Below are 17,236 nucleotides of genomic sequence, written 5' to 3'. Positions count from 1 at the left end.
CGAGGCTGTGAATCTCTTTGAATTCACATCTATGCTAAGGCTTTGATCCGCTGGACCACTGAGACACCGACGCCAGCTTCCTTGGCCACTTTCAGGATACCCTTCCCCTGACCCAGGAGGGACTTCACCAGTTCCTCTTTATCGGCACCTACAGTCTTCCTACCGAGCTGCTTGCCCTTGGCCTTGGCGCGGCTGAGACCAGCTTTGACGCGTTCCCGGATCATCTCCCGCTCGAACTCGGCAAAGGCACCGGCAACATGGAAGACACAGCGCCCCATCGGGGTTGAGGTGTCTAGGGCTTGCTGGTGGAGATAGAGGTCAACACCGAGGGCCTGGACTTCACCTAGGAAGCCGACCAGGTGCTGCATAGAGCGGCCCAGGCGGTCGAGGCCCCAGGCGGCGATCATGTTGAACTTGCGGCGGGCTGCGTCTTTCATCAGACGGTCAAAGGCGGGGCGTTGGTCCCGACCTTTGGCACCGCTGATACCATGATCCTCATAAACCCCGACCAACTCCCAGCCGGATAGCTCGGCGACGCGCTCAAGTTCTAGCCTTTGGTTCTCGGCCGTCTGCCCATCGGTCGAGACCCGGAGATAGATGGCTACACGTTTCTTGGTGGTCATGGCTTGTCCCCCTGGTTTGACTGAGGGGAAGATTGGAATTTGGTATACGGAAATCAAGTGTATTTCGTATAGAAATATTGCAAGGCCAGAAGGGGCGGAAAAGCTGGGCTTGGCTGGCGTGATTTCTGAGGGGTTTTCGGTATAGGGGGAATTTCCCTGCACCTAAGAATACTCAGGCGGACCAGTGACGAATTTAGTTGCACCTAAGAATGCACGAGGGGGGCCGCTAGTAATTAGGTTCCACCTAAGAATACCCGCGCCGAACTACGGCTAATTTTCCCCACCTAAGAATACCCAGCCAAGGGGGGGCGAATTTAGTTGCACCAGTGAAGGGCAGACTGGCTGTCCTCCCAATACACCCGAGAAGGCTGATGCGGCTCCTAGAGCGGCCTAGGGGCATCCCAAGGGCGCTCTAAGCGGCTGCCTGGCTGCATTCGCCCTGCGCTGGCATTTGCGCTGCGTCAGTCTTCGATGGGGTAATTTTTCACCAATCTCACAACATGGAGAATCTACATGGCTACACATGGAAAGAGACCGCGAGTTATTAGACGACCTACGCCCGCAATTGATCGTGACGGCAGAAACATCGTGCTTGTCCCTGTCGCCAATTCCGACCAACCCGCCAAGCTGTTCCGCGAAACTTTTGAGCGGCTTCTCTGGCTTAGGCTGACGGTCAATTGGAGCGTTACTAAATCGGGACATGTCCGGCTGCGGCATGGGCGGGAATCGGGATTGTGCGTCGGGCGTCTCATTATGGAAGCCAGGACAGGCCAAGGCGTCCGATACATTGACCGTAATCCCTTAAACCTCCGCTTAGACAACATGCATCTCAAGCCGGGTAAGGGGTCGGACAAGGAATATTGGGCCGTTAGCCTCGCTCACAACTCAGCCTGGCACCGGGAACAACGGGAGAAGCGTCTGGCAGGACTAGGGGAACTGGATAGGCTGCTGGCGGAAGAGGAGGATGAGGAGTTGCACCACGGCCAGTGGCCTCACTCTGATATCGGTCCTCAGTGACCCCAGGAAAGCCTCTGGCGGGCTTTGGCTCTGCCTGGGGGCTTGCCAGGGATAAGCCCTAAGGGACTGTCAGGACTCCAGAGAACCATCCCCACCGGCCATAGACGGCCATCCATTCTATTTGCCCAGGCTGACCCACGTTACTAGGACCTGCCAGGGGGAAAAACCTTCTAAAGGTGGTCCTCTCTCTTAGAGCAATCTTCCCCCATTTAATTCCCACGAAACTCAAGGAATAATCATGACCGACCCAGCCATGTCCCTGTCGGGACCGGGACAAACCGCTTATGTGGGGGAAAAACCTTCTAAAGGTGGTTTTCCCTCTTACGATGATCTTCCCCCATCATTGCCGCTAACCTATTGCGGCGATGGTATCCGCCATCGGGCACTTACGCGCCTTCAGGGGGCTTTCCACAGCTACGGTCACAAACCTAGCCCAGATCAATGGAAGGCATTATCCGCCATTGCCGGAACTATGGAGGCTATGGCAGATGGCACCTGTCTGCCCCATTACTATTTGTCGTCGCTTGATCCCGGTATCGGGAAGACCCAGACCCTTATCCAGACCATCAAGGAAGTGGTCACCGCCAAAGAGTATGACTTAGCGCCGAAATATCCGAATGTCGGGATTGTCGTCTTCCTGTCCCGACTTGATGAAATCAAGAATTTGGTCGGGGAAGGGGGCTTCTCCCCTTGTTCTTTTTCCGTCCTGACCAGCGATATGGAATTGAATAAGGCTGGCCTTGGATCGGACAGGGTAAATGATGCCCAAATTTTGTTTACCACCCAACAAAGACTTGAGAATGCGACCCTTCGCGGAAGCAAGTTTGCGGATTGCTCCGCTTTCTTCTATCGCGGGAAGCCTAGGCAGGTAAGGGTATGGGATGAAAGCTTGGTGCCCGGTCGGAATATCGTGATTGAGCGCCGATCCATTCTGGCACTCCTAGAGCTCTTGCATAAACGATATCCTGCGCTTACTGCCGACCTAGAGAATATCTGCGACAACCTACGGGAGCTATCTGATGGAGAACTTTACGAGGTGCCGGATTTCGTAGAGAAGCACGGCATTAGCGACCTGACAGCAAAGGGTGTCTTGCGTACTCTTTGGGACCATCGCGCCGAGACAATTCAATCGCTTTGGTTTTTGTCTGGGCGCAAAGTGGGTGTACGGCGGGAAGGGAAAACCAACCTGTTCATTGACCATCAGAATTTCCTCCCAGATGATTTAGCTCCGCTATTGATCTTAGATGCTTCGGGCCGAGTTAGAACCACATATGAATTCTGGAAGAACCGCCGTAAGGGTTTGGAAGAGTTACCTACGGGCCATAAACGATACGACAACCTAACGGTCGATGTGTGGAGGCAATCTGGAAGTAAAAGCGGTTGGAAAACGAATCCACGCAAGCTTGTCGAGGGAATAAGGGCAATGATTGCGACCGACCCCGACAGGGATTGGCTAATCATTCACCATCTCCCCCATTCGGTAGGTATCAATCTACCGAAAGAGTTGAAAGCACATCCCGCAGTTAATGCTGATCGGCTCAAATTTCTGACCTGGGGGCAGCATTTTGCCGTCAATACTTTCAAGGACATTCCCAATGTCATCCTTGCGGGAACCCTGTTCTATGCATCCTCTGTCATTGAATCTCTTGGAATGGCTGCTGCGAAACACCCATCCAGCGATGGCGCGTTATCGAAGGCAGATAAGGATAAAATTGAGCTGGGGGAACATTCTCACGACATTCTTCAAGCTCTATGCCGTGGTCGAGTAAGGGGTTGTGTCGATGGCGTATGCCCTCCTAGCAAGGCATTCGTTATCGCTCATCCTAGCAGCGGCATCCCTGCATCCCTGGAAACCATCTTTCCGAGGGCCACTGTAAGGGACTGGAAACCACCCTTGAAATCTGGCGATGTCTCTGCCGTGCCCCTCAAAGGAAAGGCAAAGACTGCTTTTGAGTTTATCTATGCCAGACTGAAAGTTGAGTGTCGCCCACTTGTGACATTCGGCGAAGCGGGTAAGTCGGTGAACTACGACAAATCCGATTTCAGGAAGATAAGAAAAAACCAAGCGTTTATCGAAGCGTTGGCGATGGCGGGAATCACGGAGAGCACCAAGCCGCACGGCTTTAGATTATCTCAGACACCCACCCATTAATGACTAGGGGGACACCCTATAGGACAGCCCAGAAACCCCTTGGACCACTACTCGGCAATTGCCCCAGGAGCGGCTATAGGGGTTTCTGGAACTCCTGAGAATCATTGCGGGGTTTCTGTGGACAACGCTTCCTCTGCCGCCAGAGGGTTTGGGAGCTTGGCTACTGCCTCAGCCATGACTTTCAGAGGGACGCCAAGACCGTATTGATCACCAACATCAGCAAGCTTGTGCCCGTCAATTGCAAAGCGAACTTCGCGCGATATTTCAAGCTTACGACATTCATCGGCCAGACGGTGCCGCCAAGCGTGGTTTGGCTGAATGAGGGGATCGGTGATACCAAGCTTTTCACGAATCCACCTACCGATAGTCTTGGAGCCGTTGCCGCCGCGCTTTCCGAATCTATCTGGCTTTACCTTGGGGAATAGGGGGCCATCTTTCGGGAGCGTCTTCACATAATCAAGCAAGCCCTCGGCGATGATCGCAGAGTGAAGGGGTACGGTTCTGACTGAGCCGGGATTCTTCACGCTGGCCCCGACCTCTCTATAGGCAGGGTCGATGCGTAGGACATGAATGCCGTCTTCCAGCAACACATCGCTAACCATCGCTCCACATATCTCATCGATACGTGCGCCAGTGAAAGCGGCGATCCAGGGCACCCACCGCTTATGCGCCTCCCTTTGGTCCCGTGCTGCCTGTAAAATCAGCCGCGCCTCTGCGTCGGTATATGGGCGTTTACCCTTCGACGGGTCGTGTTTCGGTTTGTATTCGACATCTAAGGCTGGGTTCGATTCCACGTGCTTATTCGCTTTGGCCCATCGGAAAAAGCTTTTCACGACAACTAAGCGGTCGGCGATTGTCTTAGGGCCGAGGTTGGAAGCAACCAAAGAGTCCTTCCAACCGATGATGTCTATGTCTGTTATTTTTTTCGCGTCCTCGGTCCCAACATAGTCCGTTAGCTTCGCGAGAATGCGCGTCCAGGAGTAAACTGTTTTCTCTGCATGACGCCGCTCCTTGGACATCAAGGCATAAAGCGAGGAAACCTTCGGTCCTGTAACAGGAACCTTGGGTGGGTCCTTACCGGCTCCGGTCCATTGAGGAAATGTTTTGAGCTTTGGATCTGGCCGATAGTCGCCATCGGCGTACCGTTTGAGTGTGTTGAGAAGCGCGACCTTGTTCCAAAATATCCGTTCTTCAAGGTCAGCGCGGCTTGCCCCATCAATTAGCAAGCTCTCCTGCTTAAGGATGCTGTCAACGTCTTCGGCTATGATTTTCGCAACCTTGCCTTTCTTAAGGCCGTCCCCTTCGTCCATCGCTGATTCGAGAAGGGAGAGGTCTATATCGTGAGCCTCAGGATCGCCTGGCTCTGCCTCATGCGCTTTCAGCTCGCGGCTATACCACAGCCCTGCAAGGGCGATTATCTGTTGATGGCTGAGGCGTACATGACCGTCAGCAGCCTGGAGCAATAGCCGGTCCGCTTCAGCGACGGCTTCTGGATACTTAAGCTTCGCCTCTCGGAGGGTTGTGGTTTTGAGAGAGATGCGGATTTCGGTAAGTGACTTGCGCCCTTTCAAGCGCCCCACGGCCTCACGTAGGTGAGGGGGAACGATCTTGCGGAAATAGTAGGTCCCGAGCTTGGGATGCTTCCAAGGTTGAGGCATGAGATTCGACACTGTTGGACACCCTTTTTGTACACCAGGGCGCACCTACAAGTCTCTTATTCTCTAGGTATCTTTGGATTTCAGGGGCTTATCTATTGATTGGCGGAGAGGGTGGGATTCGAACCCACGGTACGCGCAAACGTACAACAGTTTTCGAGACTGCCCCAATCGGCCACTCTGGCACCTCTCCGCAGTCGGTTGGGCGGCCGGAACCTAACGGATCGGAGTCCGGCTCGCAAGACGTATCTGTCGGCCGCTACCGAATTGTCCTGCCGCTTGCGTTTTTCTCCGGTTAATGTAAACAAAAACAAGGCATTAGGGTTTTGTCGACGATACCCCGCTTCGGCTTTTCTCACGGCGGCCGGGTGGCGGAATCGAATTGACAGACGGGCGATAGACAGTATATTCCCGGCCCTTGGAATGGGTCGCCTCCGATCGGCGCTGACAGCGCTTGGGCGGGCGGCCCCAGTTTTTTGAACCACCCGGAAGGGTTTTTTTGCACCACCCGGAAGGGTTCCGGCCGGCGGCCGGATATAAAGAAGAATAGAGCAGGACATCATGTTCGCAGTGATCAAGACCGGCGGCAAGCAGTACAAGGTCGCCAAGAACGACGTCATCCTGGTCGAAAAGCTCGACGTTGAGGCCGGTGCCGATGTGTCGCTGGACCAGGTTCTGATGATCGGTGACGATGCCACCACCAAGCTCGGCGCGCCGATCGTCGCCGGTGCCAGCGTTTCCGCGAAGGTGCTGGATCAGGCCCAGGCCGACAAGGTGCTCGTGTTCAAGAAGAACCGTCGCCACAATTATCGCCGCAAGAATGGTCATCGCCAGAAGCTGACCGTCCTGCGCATCACGGATATCAAGGTCGCCTGAGGCCGGGCCTCGTCGATCTGACGGATTAAGGAGACAGCACAATGGCACATAAGAAAGCAGGCGGTAGCTCCCGCAACGGTCGCGATACCGCCGGCCGCCGTCTTGGCGTGAAGAAGTTTGGCGACGAAGCCGTTATTGCCGGCAACATCATCGTCCGCCAGCGCGGCACCAAGGTCCACGCGGGCAAGAATGTCGGCATGGGCCGCGACCACACGCTGTTCGCGACTGCTGCCGGCAAGGTGGAGTTCCACCGTACGACCGGTGGCAAGACCTTCGTCTCGGTGGTCCCGCAGGCCTGAATGAGCTCCCGCGCCGGCGATTGATCGGCGCAGCCATTCACGACCGGAAGATTGGAAGGGGAATGGCTTCAGGCCATTCCCCTTTCTTATTTCCCAATTCGTTTGAAATCGCCGCAACCAGAAAGCGGACAGGAAAATGAAATTTCTCGACCAGGCAAAGATATTTGTGAAGAGCGGCGACGGCGGTGCCGGTTGCGTCAGCTTCCGGCGCGAGAAGTTCATTGAATTCGGCGGCCCGGACGGCGGCAATGGCGGGCGGGGCGGCGATATCGTTATCGAGGCCGTGCCCAATCTCAACACGCTGATCGATTACCGCTACGCCCAGCATTTCAAGGCGCGGCGGGGCTATCACGGTTCGGGCCGGAATCGGTCCGGCGCCGATGCCGAGACCATCACCTTGCGGGTGCCGGTCGGTACACAGGTCCTGGATGAGGATCGCGAGACGGTGCTCTACGATCTGAAGAAAGCGGGCCAGCGCGTCACGCTCTGCCGCGGTGGCGATGGCGGCTTCGGCAATGCCCATTACAAAACCGCGACCAACCAGGCCCCTCGCCAGCACGGCCAGGGCTGGCCCGGCGAGGAACGCTGGGTCTGGCTGCGTTTGAAGCTGATCGCCGATTGCGGTCTTGTCGGCCTGCCGAATGCCGGCAAGTCGACCCTGCTGGCAGCAACCAGCCGCGCCAAGCCGAAGATCGCCGACTATCCCTTCACGACGTTGCATCCGCAATTGGGTGTGGTGCATGTCGATAACCGCGAATTTGTCCTTGCCGATATTCCCGGCCTGATCGAGGGCGCCCATGACGGCGCCGGCTTGGGCCATCGTTTTCTTGGCCATGTCGAGCGCTGTGGTGTTCTCATTCATCTGATCGACGGGACGCAGGATGACGTGGTCGATGCCTATAAGACGATTCGTGCCGAATTGAAGGCCTATAGCCCGGTCCTGGCGGCAAAGCCGGAACTGCTCGTGCTCAATAAATGCGACGCGCTGCTGCCGGAAGACATTCTGGAAAAGCAGAAGCAGCTCGCCAAAGCGGCCAAACTGAAGCGCGGCCGGGGCAAGAACGCCGTCGAACCGGTGCGGGCGATTTCCGGCGCAACCGGCCTGGGTGTGCGGGATCTGCTGCGCGAGGTGATGGAAATTGTCGAAGCTCATCGCGCTGCGATGAAGGATGAGGACGATGCCGCCGAGGACAATGCCGCGCATGACGGACCGATCCTATCGGTTACCGATGAAGCACCACAGGATTTCGACGACTGAATGAAATAACGCCGCAGTGCGGCGATGCGTGAATAATCAAGGGGAGATGAGGCATGAGCGACAAGCGCCGGGGAAGCGCCAGGGATAACGGCCTCGCCAGTGCCAAACGCTTGGTGGTGAAGATCGGCAGCGCCTTGCTGGTCGATGACGACAGCGGCGACATCCGCCGCAAGTGGCTGGACGCGCTGGCCGATGATGTCGCTGCTTTGCGCGCTCGTAATATCGAGGTCGTTCTTGTCTCGTCCGGTGCGATCGCCGTCGGGCGCCGTCATCTCGGCCTTTCCGGCGCTACCTTGCGTCTGGAAGAAAAACAGGCGGCTGCCGCGACTGGCCAGATCCGGCTTGCCCATGCTTATCAGGAAAGGCTGGCACGCCACGATATCACCGTCGCTCAGATCCTCTTGACGCTTGACGACACGGAAGAGCGTCGCCGCCACCTCAATGCGCGCTCGACACTCAATGCCTTGTTGAAGATGGAAGCGGTGCCGGTGATCAATGAAAACGACACCGTCGCAACTTCGGAGATCCGTTTCGGCGACAATGACCGGCTTGCCGCGCGCGTTGCCGCCATGATCAGTGCCGATACGCTGGTCCTGCTTTCGGATATCGACGGGCTTTATACCGCGGATCCCCGCAAGGATAAGGATGCCAAATTCATCGCCGAAGTGACGGAGCTGACCTCCGAGATTGAGGCGATGGCCGGCGAGGCGCCGCCGGGTTATTCCTCCGGTGGCATGGTAACGAAGCTCACAGCGGCGCGGATTGCGATGTCGGCTGGCTGCCGCATGGCGATTGCCAATGGACGCCGGATGAATCCCCTACAGGCCATGCTGAATGGCGGCACCTGCAGCTGGTTCCTGCCATCAGCCACGCCCAAGACGGCACGTAAGCGCTGGATCGCCGGTGCCTTGAAGCCGAAGGGCAAAATCGCCGTCGATGCCGGAGCTTTGGGTGCCCTTAAAGCTGGGCGGAGTCTGCTACCGGCCGGTGTCGTTCAGGTCGAGGGACGTTTCGAACGTGGCGATGCGGTGATTGTGACCGATGCTGCCGGCAATGAGGTGGCGCGTGGTCTCAGCGCCTATAATGCCCGCGATGCCAAGTTCATCATGGGGCATAAAAGCCGTGAGATTGCCGGCTTGCTCGGCTATCGTGGCCGTGATGAGATGATCCATCGTGACGATCTGGTATTGAGTTGATCATGACCGCTCTCAATCGACAGACCGCGCCCGACCATGCCGATCTCCAGGCGAAGATGACGCGGCTGGGACATGCAGCGCGCGCCGCCGCCGCGCAATTGGCATTGGCCGGCAGTGAGGCCAAGAATAAGGCACTCCGGCAGATGGCGTCGGCTTTGCGCGCGGATCGACATAAATTGCTCGCTGCCAATGCGAAGGACATGTCCGCTGCCCGGCAGCGTGACCTGAGCGCCGCCTCGCTGGATCGTTTGACGCTGGATGAGAAACGCATCGAGGCGATGGCCAAGGGGCTCGAAGACATCGCCGATTTACCCGATCCGGTGGGTCGTGAATTGGCGGCCTGGCAACGGCCCAACGGGTTGCAGATCGCCCGTGTGGCGGTTCCTCTCGGCGTCATCGGAATCATCTTCGAAAGCCGGCCGAATGTCACAGCCGATGCTGGCGGCCTCTGCCTCAAATCCGGCAATGCAGCGATCCTGCGGGGCGGCTCGGAAAGTGCACAATCCTCGGCGGCTATTCTGGATTGCCTGCAGAAAGGCCTGCGTGAGGCGGGCCTGCCTGAATCGGCGATCCAGCGTCTGCCGACCACGGATCGTGCCGCAGTCGGCATCATGCTGACCATGACGGACAGCATAGATCTGATCATTCCCCGCGGTGGGCGCGGCCTAATCGAGCGAGTTGCGGCGGAAAGCCGGATTCCGGTACTGAAGCATCTCGACGGCATTTGCCATACCTATGTCGATAGCGCGGCCGATATGGAGAAGGCGCGCCGTATCGTCGTCAATGCGAAGATGCGGCGCACCGGCATCTGCGGTGCAACGGAGACATTGCTCGTTGATCGGCGGCGTAGCGATCTGCTTCCGGTTTTCATTGGGGATCTGATCGCTGCCGGTTGCGAAGTGCGTGGCGATGCGGAAACCCAGCAGGCTGATGCGCGGGTCAAGGCGGCGACAGATCTCGACTGGGACACCGAATATCTCGATGCCATCATTTCGGTACGGGTGGTAGATGGCGTGCGCGAGGCGGTGGCCCATATCAATCGTCACGGCTCGCATCATACCGAGGCGATCATTACCGAGGACCAGGCCGCGGCAGATCTGTTTCTGCGGGAAGTCGATGCCGGTATCGTGATCCACAACAGCTCGACCCAATTCGCCGATGGAGGCGAATTCGGCATGGGAGCGGAAATCGGTATTTCCACCGGCAAGCTGCATGCACGCGGGCCGGTCGGCGCCGAGCAGCTTACCAGCTATAAATATATCGTGCGTGGCAACGGGCAGGTACGGCCTTGAAGCCATGAAGCGGCGGCGCAAGATCGGTCTGCTCGGCGGGTCCTTCAATCCGGCGCATGAGGGGCACCGCGATATCAGCCTCGCCGCGCTAGCCTATTTTGGGCTGGACGAGGTCTGGTGGCTGGTGGCCCCGCAAAACCCGCTGAAATCGACGGACGGCATGGCGCCCTTGGCTACCCGCATCGCCTCCGCCCAGGCCAAGGCGGCCCATCCGCGCATTCGGGTCACCGATATCGAGATCCGGCTGGGGACGCGATTTACCGCCGATACCCTGGCCAAATTGGTCGATCTCTACCGGGACTGTCGGTTTCTATGGCTTATGGGGGCAGATAACCTAGTCCAGATCGACCACTGGAAGAATTGGCAACAGATATTTCATCTCCTACCAATTGCGGTTTTCGACCGTCCTACCTATACTTATAGGGCATTGGCCGCCAAGGCGGCCCGACGCTTCGCTAAGTTCCGATTGCGCGAAAGCGCCAGTCTGGAACTGATCGAGACGTCAGCGCCGGCTTGGATGTTCATGCATCATCGGCTGAACCCGATTTCAGCCACTGCGATCCGTGCCGAGGCCGCCCAGGCGGAAGCCAGGCGGGCCGCTGCAAGGCGGCATTAGAAACTCTTGGGACGGTACGTGGTGAAACCGGGCGTAACGGAAAGCCGGCGCGTGCCGATGGCGCCGACAAGGAGGGTAGAGACCATTCCGCGAGCAAAAAAGGCAGTGGCTCAGCCGACTGCAATGATGATCGACGATCTCGTGAAGATCGTTGCAACATCCTTGGACGATGATAAAGCCGAAGACATCGTCTCGATCGATCTCCGTGGCAAATCCAGCATCGCCGATTACATGGTCATCGCTACCGGGCGCTCCTCGCGCCAATTGGCGGCCATGGCGCAGCATCTTGATGAAAAGCTGACCAAGCTTGGCATCAAGGATGTCGCCATTGAAGGCATGACTCAGGGCGATTGGGTTCTGCTGGATGGCGGTGACGTGGTCGTGCATCTGTTTCGACCAGAAGTCCGCGAATTCTACAATCTTGAAAAGATGTGGGGCGCCGACCTGCCGGAACCGGAGCGTGTGACCGCTATCGGATAAGCGGAACGGGTGCGCATCTGGCACGGGGAGAACCGTTCCAAGGCGTGATCTGACCGCCAAAAAATGACGATCGATCCCGTGCATGGCACGGTGCTCGAAGAGGCGTCTGTTTGCAGCCGCAAGGTTGTTGTTATGGGCCCTGGGCATGGTATGCGCAGTCGCGTTATGCCGATGCTTCGCTTCATATCAGCCTGCGCTGCTTTCCTGGTTATAACCGCCGCGATGCGCCGGGCTGCCTTACCGGGAGTCAAGATGCCATTGTCCCGTGTGGATGCCGCCCCGACCGCCGGTCAGACCGGTTCCATCGTTCCTTTTGATCCGCATCGTTTTCGTTCGGCCGCCACCCATTATCTGGCAGGCCGTCCGCCTTATGCGGATCGCTTGATCCGCCATGTGGCACAGTTTTGTGGGCTGAGCGACGCCGATCATGTCTTGGATCTCGGCTGCGGGCCGGGGCAACTCGCACGGGCCCTGGCGCCTTTCGTCCGTCAGGTGACGGCGATCGATCCTGAGCCGGAGATGCTGGCGGCGGCCGGCAAACTCGCCCAGGCGAGCGGGATATCGAATGTGACTTTCACGCAGGGAAGCTCCCTGGATCTCGGCCCGCATCTCGGTCGTTTCAACCTGGTTAGTATCGGGCGCGCTTTCCACTGGATGGACCGGGTTGAAACGCTGCGGCGGCTCGATCAGATGATCGAGCCGGGAGGCGCGGTTGTGCTGTTCGATGACAAGCACCCGCCACTGCCGGAGAATGCCTGGCTCGGTGATTTCGAGGCCTTGCATGAACGCTATAGCGGCCAGGATTGCGGACGGCGCATCCGTAAGGGACCCGATTGGCTGCCGCATGAGGTTGTCTTGTTGAAGTCGGCTTTTCCGGTGTTGGATCGTGTCTCCGCCCTCGATCGTCATCCGTTGACCATCGACCGACTGATCAACCGCGTCCTCTCCAGGTCGAGTACCACCTCGGCCCGTCTGGGCGAAAAGACGGCGGCGATGGCTGAGGATCTCGGCAAGCTGCTCGCCCAATGGGGCAAGGGAGGTATTCTGCAGGAAGTGGTAGAAACTCGGGCTCTGATCGCCCGCCGCGCTTGAGCTGGAGCACCCGGGCCTCTTTACAGCCTGGCTGGCGCGCAATGAGCTTTCAAGTCGCTGCCGTCGCGGCGACCGTACCTCCGGTAATTCCACCCGGGACTGAACCATCTCCGGAAGTGTCGGGGAGGCCAAAAGCCAGTTCAAGCATGCCGCGGGCAATCTCGCGTTCGCCCATGATGATGTGATCGGCGCCGCATTTCCGCAGGTACCCGACCTCGTCATCGGAATGAGCCCGTGCGATAATTTCCAGTCCGCTATTGATCGCGCGCGTCTGTTCGACGATCTGTCCTGCTTCGAAGCCGTTGGGGATGGCCAGGAACAGCCAACGCGCCCCGGCGAGATTGGCGGCCGCGAGTGCTGCGGCATTGGCGCCGTTCTCTGCGATGACCTCGATGGATCTAGCGCGCAATTGTTCCACCAGTTCGCGGCGATCCTCTATCACCAGGAAAGGTCGCCTTTCCTGTTCCAGGCGAGCAATGATCAGGCTGCCAACACGGCCTGAGCCGACCACCACGGCGTGGCCCGTCAATTGCGTCGTGGGAATTTCCTCACTGATCACCCTGCCGGGGGTAGATGGGCCGCCTTCTTTGCCCTCGCGACGATCGATCCAGGCCTGCGCACGATCGAGCAAAGCGAAAAGCACGGGATTGGCGAGGATCGACAGAATGGCACTGGCGAGGATGAGATCGCGCCCCTCGGTTGACAGCAGGTTCAGCTCAACGCCCAAGGCCGCCAGGATGAAGGAGAACTCGCCGATCTGGGCGAGGCTCGCGGAAATCATCAAAGCGGTGCTCGATGAATGGCCAAACAGCCGGACCAATGCGAAGGCCGCCAGGGATTTTCCGAAAATGATAATCAGGAAGGTAGCGATCAACGGCAGCGGATCGTCCACAATGATGCTCGGATTGAATAACATGCCGACCGATACGAAGAACAGCACGGCAAAGGCATCCCGTAGGGGCAGAGTTTCCTGCGCGGCCTGATGACTCAGGTCCGACTCGCTGAGTACCATCCCTGCGAAGAAGGCGCCCAGGGCAAACGAAACACCGAAAAGCAGCGCCGCGCCATAAGCAACGCCGAGTGCAATGACGAGCACGGCCAGGCGGAACAGTTCCCGTGAACCGGTATGGGCGATGTAGTGCAGAAGCCACGGAATGACACGGCGGCCGACGATCAGCATCAGAGCGATGAAGGCGGTCACCTTGCCAAGCGCGATCCCCAGGATACGAAGGATGTCCGCGGCATCCAGCGACGATGACTTGCTGGTATCGTCGAGCACGCCGGCAAGGGCCGGCAGCAGGACCAGAACGAGCACCATGGCCAGATCTTCCATGATCAGCCAGCCGACCGCGATGCGTCCACGTTCCGTCTCGATCAACCGCCGCTCCTGCAAGGCACGCAACAGGACAACAGTGCTGGCGCAGGAGAGGGCGAGGCCGAAAACCAGGCCGGTTGCCACCGAGGACCCCATGGCTAAGGAGAGCCCGAGGCCCAGCAAGGTTGCGAGCCCAATTTGCAGGATCGCGCCCGGCAGGGCGATCCTCTTAACGGCGAAGAGATCCTTCAGGGAAAAATGCAAGCCCACCCCGAACATGAGCAGAATGACGCCGATCTCCGCCAATTCCGGCACCAGGGCCTGATCGGCGACGAATCCTGGCGTGAAGGGGCCGGCAAACACGCCCGCTAACAAATAGCCGACCAAGGGAGAAATCCGCAGGCGGTTCGCCAAAGCCCCCAGGATCAGGGCCAGGACGAGGCTGCCGACAATGGTGGCAATAAGCGGCGTGTGGTGGACCATGCGTCGCGGCACCTATTCTTAAATTGCGGCATTCGGGAGTGTCCCCAGCCCCTCGGGACAGTTTTTAAGTGGGGTTCCGGGGCCCTCCTGTCAACATTTCAGGCATGGCCGACCATGTCGGTGCAACGTCATGCACATTTCAGGGGCGAGCACTGCCGTTTCAGCCCTAGTCCCCTTATTCTACCCATTTTAGATTGCATTCCAGGGGTTTCCTGAGGTTTCGACTTTGCAATCAGGTGCGATCGCATCTGGGACTGGCGCACGCGACTTCGTTGGAAAGCTCCGTCTGTCCGACGCGAGACCGATACATGATGATCAATCGAGGCGTGCTTCTGGCCTTTCTGGCCTCGGCCGCCTTCTCCATGAAGGCCATTTTCGTCAAATTGGCTTATCTCTATGGTGTCGATGCCATCACCCTGCTGGCGCTGCGCATGGCATTCGCACTGCCCATTCTCATGGCAGCGGCCTGGTGGTCGGGCCGTGTCGCGCCGACGCGGCTGACCCGCAAGGACTGGATGTCACTGCTGTTTCTTGGCGTCGTCGGCTACTACCTGTCCAGCATTCTCGACTTCATGGGCTTGCAATACATTACGGCGGGTCTGGAGCGGCTGATCCTGTTCCTCTATCCGACGGTGGTGGTGATCCTGTCGGTTGTTCTGTTCGGACACGCGATCGGCAAGCGAACATTGATCGCCATGGCGGTCTCCTATGCCGGAATCGGCATCGCCTTCCTGCATGACGTGCGCTTCACGGGAAACCAGGCGGATATCATGATCGGCAGCACGCTGGTCTTTCTGTGCATGATCACCTATGCAATCTACCTGGTCGCAAACGGGCAGCTGGTCGGCCGGCTGGGCGCCATTCGTCTCGCGGCCTGGGCGTCGATCGTCTCGGCAATGGCCTGCCTCATCCACTTCCTGGCGGTCGATCCGGTGGTCAGCGCTTTCCAGCAGCCGTGGCAGGTCTATGCCTATGCCGGTGCCATGGCGGCCATTTCGACGGTTCTGCCGGTTTTCTTGACTGCTAAGGCGATCCAGTTGGTTGGCGCCTCCAAAGTTTCCATCGTCGGCTCGATCGGTCCGGTAGCGACTATTTTCTTCGGGTGGTTGTTCCTGGGCGAAATTATTTCGATTGAACAGGTGGTAGGCGCGGCTTTCGTCCTGTGCGGGGTCATGCTGGTGAGCTCGGCTAGAGGGAAACCGGCTTTTTACGCTGGAAAAACCCGGCGAAATGCTTAAATTGCCGGCAATTCTCCCGAAGTGAGCATTATGGCCGATCTGGAAACCGAAGTTTCCCGGCGACGGACTTTTGCGATTATTGCGCACCCCGACGCCGGCAAGACCACACTGACCGAAAAGCTGTTGCTGTTCGGAGGTGCCATTCAGCTGGCGGGCGCGGTCAAAGCGCGCGGCGAACAGCGGCGTGCGCGTTCCGACTGGATGAAGGTAGAGCGCGAGCGCGGCATCTCGGTCACCGCCTCGGTGATGACCTTCGATTATCGGGGGTGCACCTTCAACCTGCTGGATACGCCGGGCCACGAAGATTTCAGCGAAGATACCTATCGCACACTGACGGCGGTGGATTCGGCCGTCATGGTGATCGACGCCGCCAAGGGTATCGAAAGCCAGACGCGCAAGCTTTTCGAAGCCTGCCGCCTACGCGATGTGCCGATCGTCACCTTCGTGAACAAGCTCGACCGAGAAGGACGCGAACCATTCGATCTGATTTCGGAGATCGAGCAAACCTTGGCACTCGACATCACGCCGGCTTCCTGGCCGATCGGCATGGGAAAGAGCTTCAAGGGCTGCTACGACCTGTTCAATGACCGGCTCGTCATGTTCGAGCGCGGCGGTACGCAGGGAGAAGCGAGCTTGAAGATCGAAGGCCTTGACGATCCTAAGCTTGCCACTACTTTACGCGAAGACGAGGTGCAGCGGCTTCGCGACGATGTCGAGATGGCGCGCGGCCTGATGCCCCAATTCGATCTCGCCTCTTATCGCGAAGGGCATCTGTCGCCGGTCTATTTCGGGTCAGCGGTGAATAATTTCGGCGTCGGCGAATTGCTCGCGGGGCTTGCCGAAATGGCACCGCCACCGCGGCCGCAGCCGACGACGACACGTGCGGTGGAACCGACCGAAGACAAGCTGACCGGCTTCGTCTTCAAGATCCAGGCGAACATGGACCCAAAGCACCGGGACCGGATTGCCTTCGTGCGGCTGTGCTCCGGCAAGTTCCGGCGTGGGATGAAGGCGTTGCATGTTCGTTCGGCGAAGCAGCTCAATCTGCATAACCCGGTCCTCTTCCTGGCGCAGGATCGCGAATTGGCGGAAGAAGCTTATGCGGGCGATATCCTCGGCGTGCCCAATCACGGCAACCTGCGGATCGGCGACACGCTGACCGAGGGTGAGCAGTTGCAGTTCACCGGTATCCCGTCCTTTGCGCCGGAACATCTGCAGAGTGTGCGTGCGGATGATCCGCTGCGGGCCAAGCATCTCGGCAAGGCGCTGGAGCAATTGGCGGAAGAGGGTGCCGCCCGCGTCTTCCGGCCGCTGATCGGCACCGACTGGATCGTCGGTGTGGTCGGCGCGCTGCAGTTCGAAATTCTCGCCGATCGTATCCGTACGGAATATGGCCTGCCGGTCCGCTTCGAACCTACCAGTCTTTATACCGCGCGCTGGGTGGAAGCCGACGAGCCGGCGGAACTGAAGCGCTTCCTGGACGCCTCGCGCGCCTCGATCGGCGACGATCACAACGGCGATCCGGTCTTCCTGGCGCGCAATGCTTGGCATCTGGACCGGGCCGCGGAAGATTACCCCAAGATCCGCTTCCTGAAGACCAAGGAACAGAACCACTGATCCATGCGGAATAGCGCGCCTGGCTCG

14 protein-coding genes and 1 tRNA gene are annotated in these 17,236 nt (G+C 58.4%); 11 read left to right on the top strand and 4 right to left on the bottom strand.

All coding sequences use genetic code 11. The annotated features are described in order from the left end of the window. Positions 1–29 precede the first annotated feature (29 nt). The gene (locus SMD27_RS15840) at positions 30–623 is read right to left on the bottom strand and encodes a recombinase family protein (protein ID WP_320509380.1); all 594 of its coding nucleotides are present in this window, start codon (positions 621–623) and stop codon (positions 30–32) included. A gap of 1,255 nt (positions 624–1,878) precedes the next feature. Here SMD27_RS15840 and SMD27_RS15835 point away from each other — a divergent pair. Beyond that, the gene (locus SMD27_RS15835) at positions 1,879–3,792 is read left to right on the top strand and encodes a hypothetical protein (protein ID WP_320509379.1); all 1,914 of its coding nucleotides are present in this window, start codon (positions 1,879–1,881) and stop codon (positions 3,790–3,792) included. Positions 3,793–3,893: 101 nt separating this feature from the next. Here SMD27_RS15835 and SMD27_RS15830 read toward each other — a convergent pair whose 3' ends face one another. Then, entirely contained in the window at positions 3,894–5,462 is a 1,569-nt protein-coding gene (locus SMD27_RS15830; RefSeq protein WP_320509378.1) for a DUF6538 domain-containing protein, read from the bottom strand. A gap of 88 nt (positions 5,463–5,550) precedes the next feature. Continuing rightward, a tRNA-Ser gene (locus tag SMD27_RS15825) sits at positions 5,551–5,640 on the bottom strand. A gap of 368 nt (positions 5,641–6,008) precedes the next feature. Here SMD27_RS15825 and rplU point away from each other — a divergent pair. The 8 genes from rplU (at position 6,009) to SMD27_RS15785 (ending at position 12,556) form a co-directional block, all read left to right on the top strand. After that, positions 6,009–6,323, top strand: a complete 315-nt coding sequence (rplU, locus tag SMD27_RS15820; protein ID WP_320509377.1) for a 50S ribosomal protein L21 — start codon at positions 6,009–6,011, stop codon at positions 6,321–6,323. A 41-nt stretch (positions 6,324–6,364) separates the two neighbouring features. Further along, entirely contained in the window at positions 6,365–6,622 is a 258-nt protein-coding gene (gene rpmA / locus SMD27_RS15815) for a 50S ribosomal protein L27 (RefSeq protein WP_320509376.1), read from the top strand. Positions 6,623–6,758: 136 nt separating this feature from the next. Continuing rightward, positions 6,759–7,880: a GTPase ObgE gene (gene obgE / locus SMD27_RS15810; protein WP_320509375.1), complete on the top strand. Its 1,122-nt coding sequence runs from the start codon at positions 6,759–6,761 to the stop codon at positions 7,878–7,880. A 53-nt stretch (positions 7,881–7,933) separates the two neighbouring features. Further along, entirely contained in the window at positions 7,934–9,076 is a 1,143-nt protein-coding gene (gene proB / locus SMD27_RS15805) for a glutamate 5-kinase (protein ID WP_320509374.1), read from the top strand. 2 nt (positions 9,077–9,078) lie between these two features. Continuing rightward, positions 9,079–10,368, top strand: a complete 1,290-nt coding sequence (locus SMD27_RS15800; protein ID WP_379989942.1) for a glutamate-5-semialdehyde dehydrogenase — start codon at positions 9,079–9,081, stop codon at positions 10,366–10,368. A gap of 4 nt (positions 10,369–10,372) precedes the next feature. Further along, complete coding sequence (locus SMD27_RS15795; protein WP_320509373.1) at positions 10,373–10,984, top strand: nicotinate-nucleotide adenylyltransferase; 612 nt, start codon at positions 10,373–10,375, stop codon at positions 10,982–10,984. 105 nt (positions 10,985–11,089) lie between these two features. Further along, positions 11,090–11,464, top strand: a complete 375-nt coding sequence (gene rsfS / locus SMD27_RS15790; protein WP_320509372.1) for a ribosome silencing factor — start codon at positions 11,090–11,092, stop codon at positions 11,462–11,464. 252 nt (positions 11,465–11,716) lie between these two features. After that, positions 11,717–12,556, top strand: a complete 840-nt coding sequence (locus SMD27_RS15785) for a class I SAM-dependent methyltransferase (RefSeq protein WP_320509371.1) — start codon at positions 11,717–11,719, stop codon at positions 12,554–12,556. A gap of 49 nt (positions 12,557–12,605) precedes the next feature. Here SMD27_RS15785 and ybaL read toward each other — a convergent pair whose 3' ends face one another. Beyond that, positions 12,606–14,354 carry a YbaL family putative K(+) efflux transporter gene (gene ybaL, locus SMD27_RS15780; RefSeq protein ID WP_320509370.1) on the bottom strand — a complete coding sequence of 583 codons (1,749 nt, stop codon included), beginning with the start codon at positions 14,352–14,354 and terminating at the stop codon, positions 12,606–12,608. Between the two features lie 308 nt (positions 14,355–14,662). On the opposite strand from ybaL, the gene SMD27_RS15775 reads away from it, so the two are divergent. Continuing rightward, positions 14,663–15,592 (top strand): DMT family transporter, encoded by a 930-nt coding sequence (locus tag SMD27_RS15775; RefSeq protein WP_320509369.1) that lies wholly within the window; start codon positions 14,663–14,665, stop codon positions 15,590–15,592. 30 nt (positions 15,593–15,622) lie between these two features. Continuing rightward, the gene (locus SMD27_RS15770; protein WP_320509368.1) at positions 15,623–17,209 is read left to right on the top strand and encodes a peptide chain release factor 3; all 1,587 of its coding nucleotides are present in this window, start codon (positions 15,623–15,625) and stop codon (positions 17,207–17,209) included. Positions 17,210–17,236 lie beyond the last annotated feature (27 nt).

The organism is Dongia soli, assembly GCF_034044715.1.
Taxonomy (GTDB): Bacteria; Pseudomonadota; Alphaproteobacteria; order Dongiales; family Dongiaceae; genus Dongia_B; species Dongia_B soli.
The sequence above is the reverse complement of the archived record's forward strand: the minus strand, read 5'-3'. Positions and strand labels throughout refer to the sequence as shown.

Excerpts from the sequence above, each read along its gene's own strand:
- SMD27_RS15840 (WP_320509380.1), bottom strand. The coding sequence starts at position 623 with ATGACCACCAAGAAACGTGTAGCCATCTATCTCCGGGTCTCGACCGAT.
- SMD27_RS15835 (WP_320509379.1), top strand. The coding sequence starts at position 1,879 with ATGACCGACCCAGCCATGTCCCTGTCGGGACCGGGACAAACCGCTTAT.
- rplU (WP_320509377.1), top strand. The coding sequence starts at position 6,009 with ATGTTCGCAGTGATCAAGACCGGCGGCAAGCAGTACAAGGTCGCCAAG.
- rpmA (WP_320509376.1), top strand. The coding sequence starts at position 6,365 with ATGGCACATAAGAAAGCAGGCGGTAGCTCCCGCAACGGTCGCGATACC.
- obgE (WP_320509375.1), top strand. The coding sequence starts at position 6,759 with ATGAAATTTCTCGACCAGGCAAAGATATTTGTGAAGAGCGGCGACGGC.
- proB (WP_320509374.1), top strand. The coding sequence starts at position 7,934 with ATGAGCGACAAGCGCCGGGGAAGCGCCAGGGATAACGGCCTCGCCAGT.
- SMD27_RS15800 (WP_379989942.1), top strand. The coding sequence starts at position 9,079 with ATGACCGCTCTCAATCGACAGACCGCGCCCGACCATGCCGATCTCCAG.
- SMD27_RS15795 (WP_320509373.1), top strand. The coding sequence starts at position 10,373 with ATGAAGCGGCGGCGCAAGATCGGTCTGCTCGGCGGGTCCTTCAATCCG.
- SMD27_RS15785 (WP_320509371.1), top strand. The coding sequence starts at position 11,717 with ATGCCATTGTCCCGTGTGGATGCCGCCCCGACCGCCGGTCAGACCGGT.
- ybaL (WP_320509370.1), bottom strand. The coding sequence starts at position 14,354 with ATGGTCCACCACACGCCGCTTATTGCCACCATTGTCGGCAGCCTCGTC.
- SMD27_RS15775 (WP_320509369.1), top strand. The coding sequence starts at position 14,663 with ATGATGATCAATCGAGGCGTGCTTCTGGCCTTTCTGGCCTCGGCCGCC.
- SMD27_RS15770 (WP_320509368.1), top strand. The coding sequence starts at position 15,623 with ATGGCCGATCTGGAAACCGAAGTTTCCCGGCGACGGACTTTTGCGATT.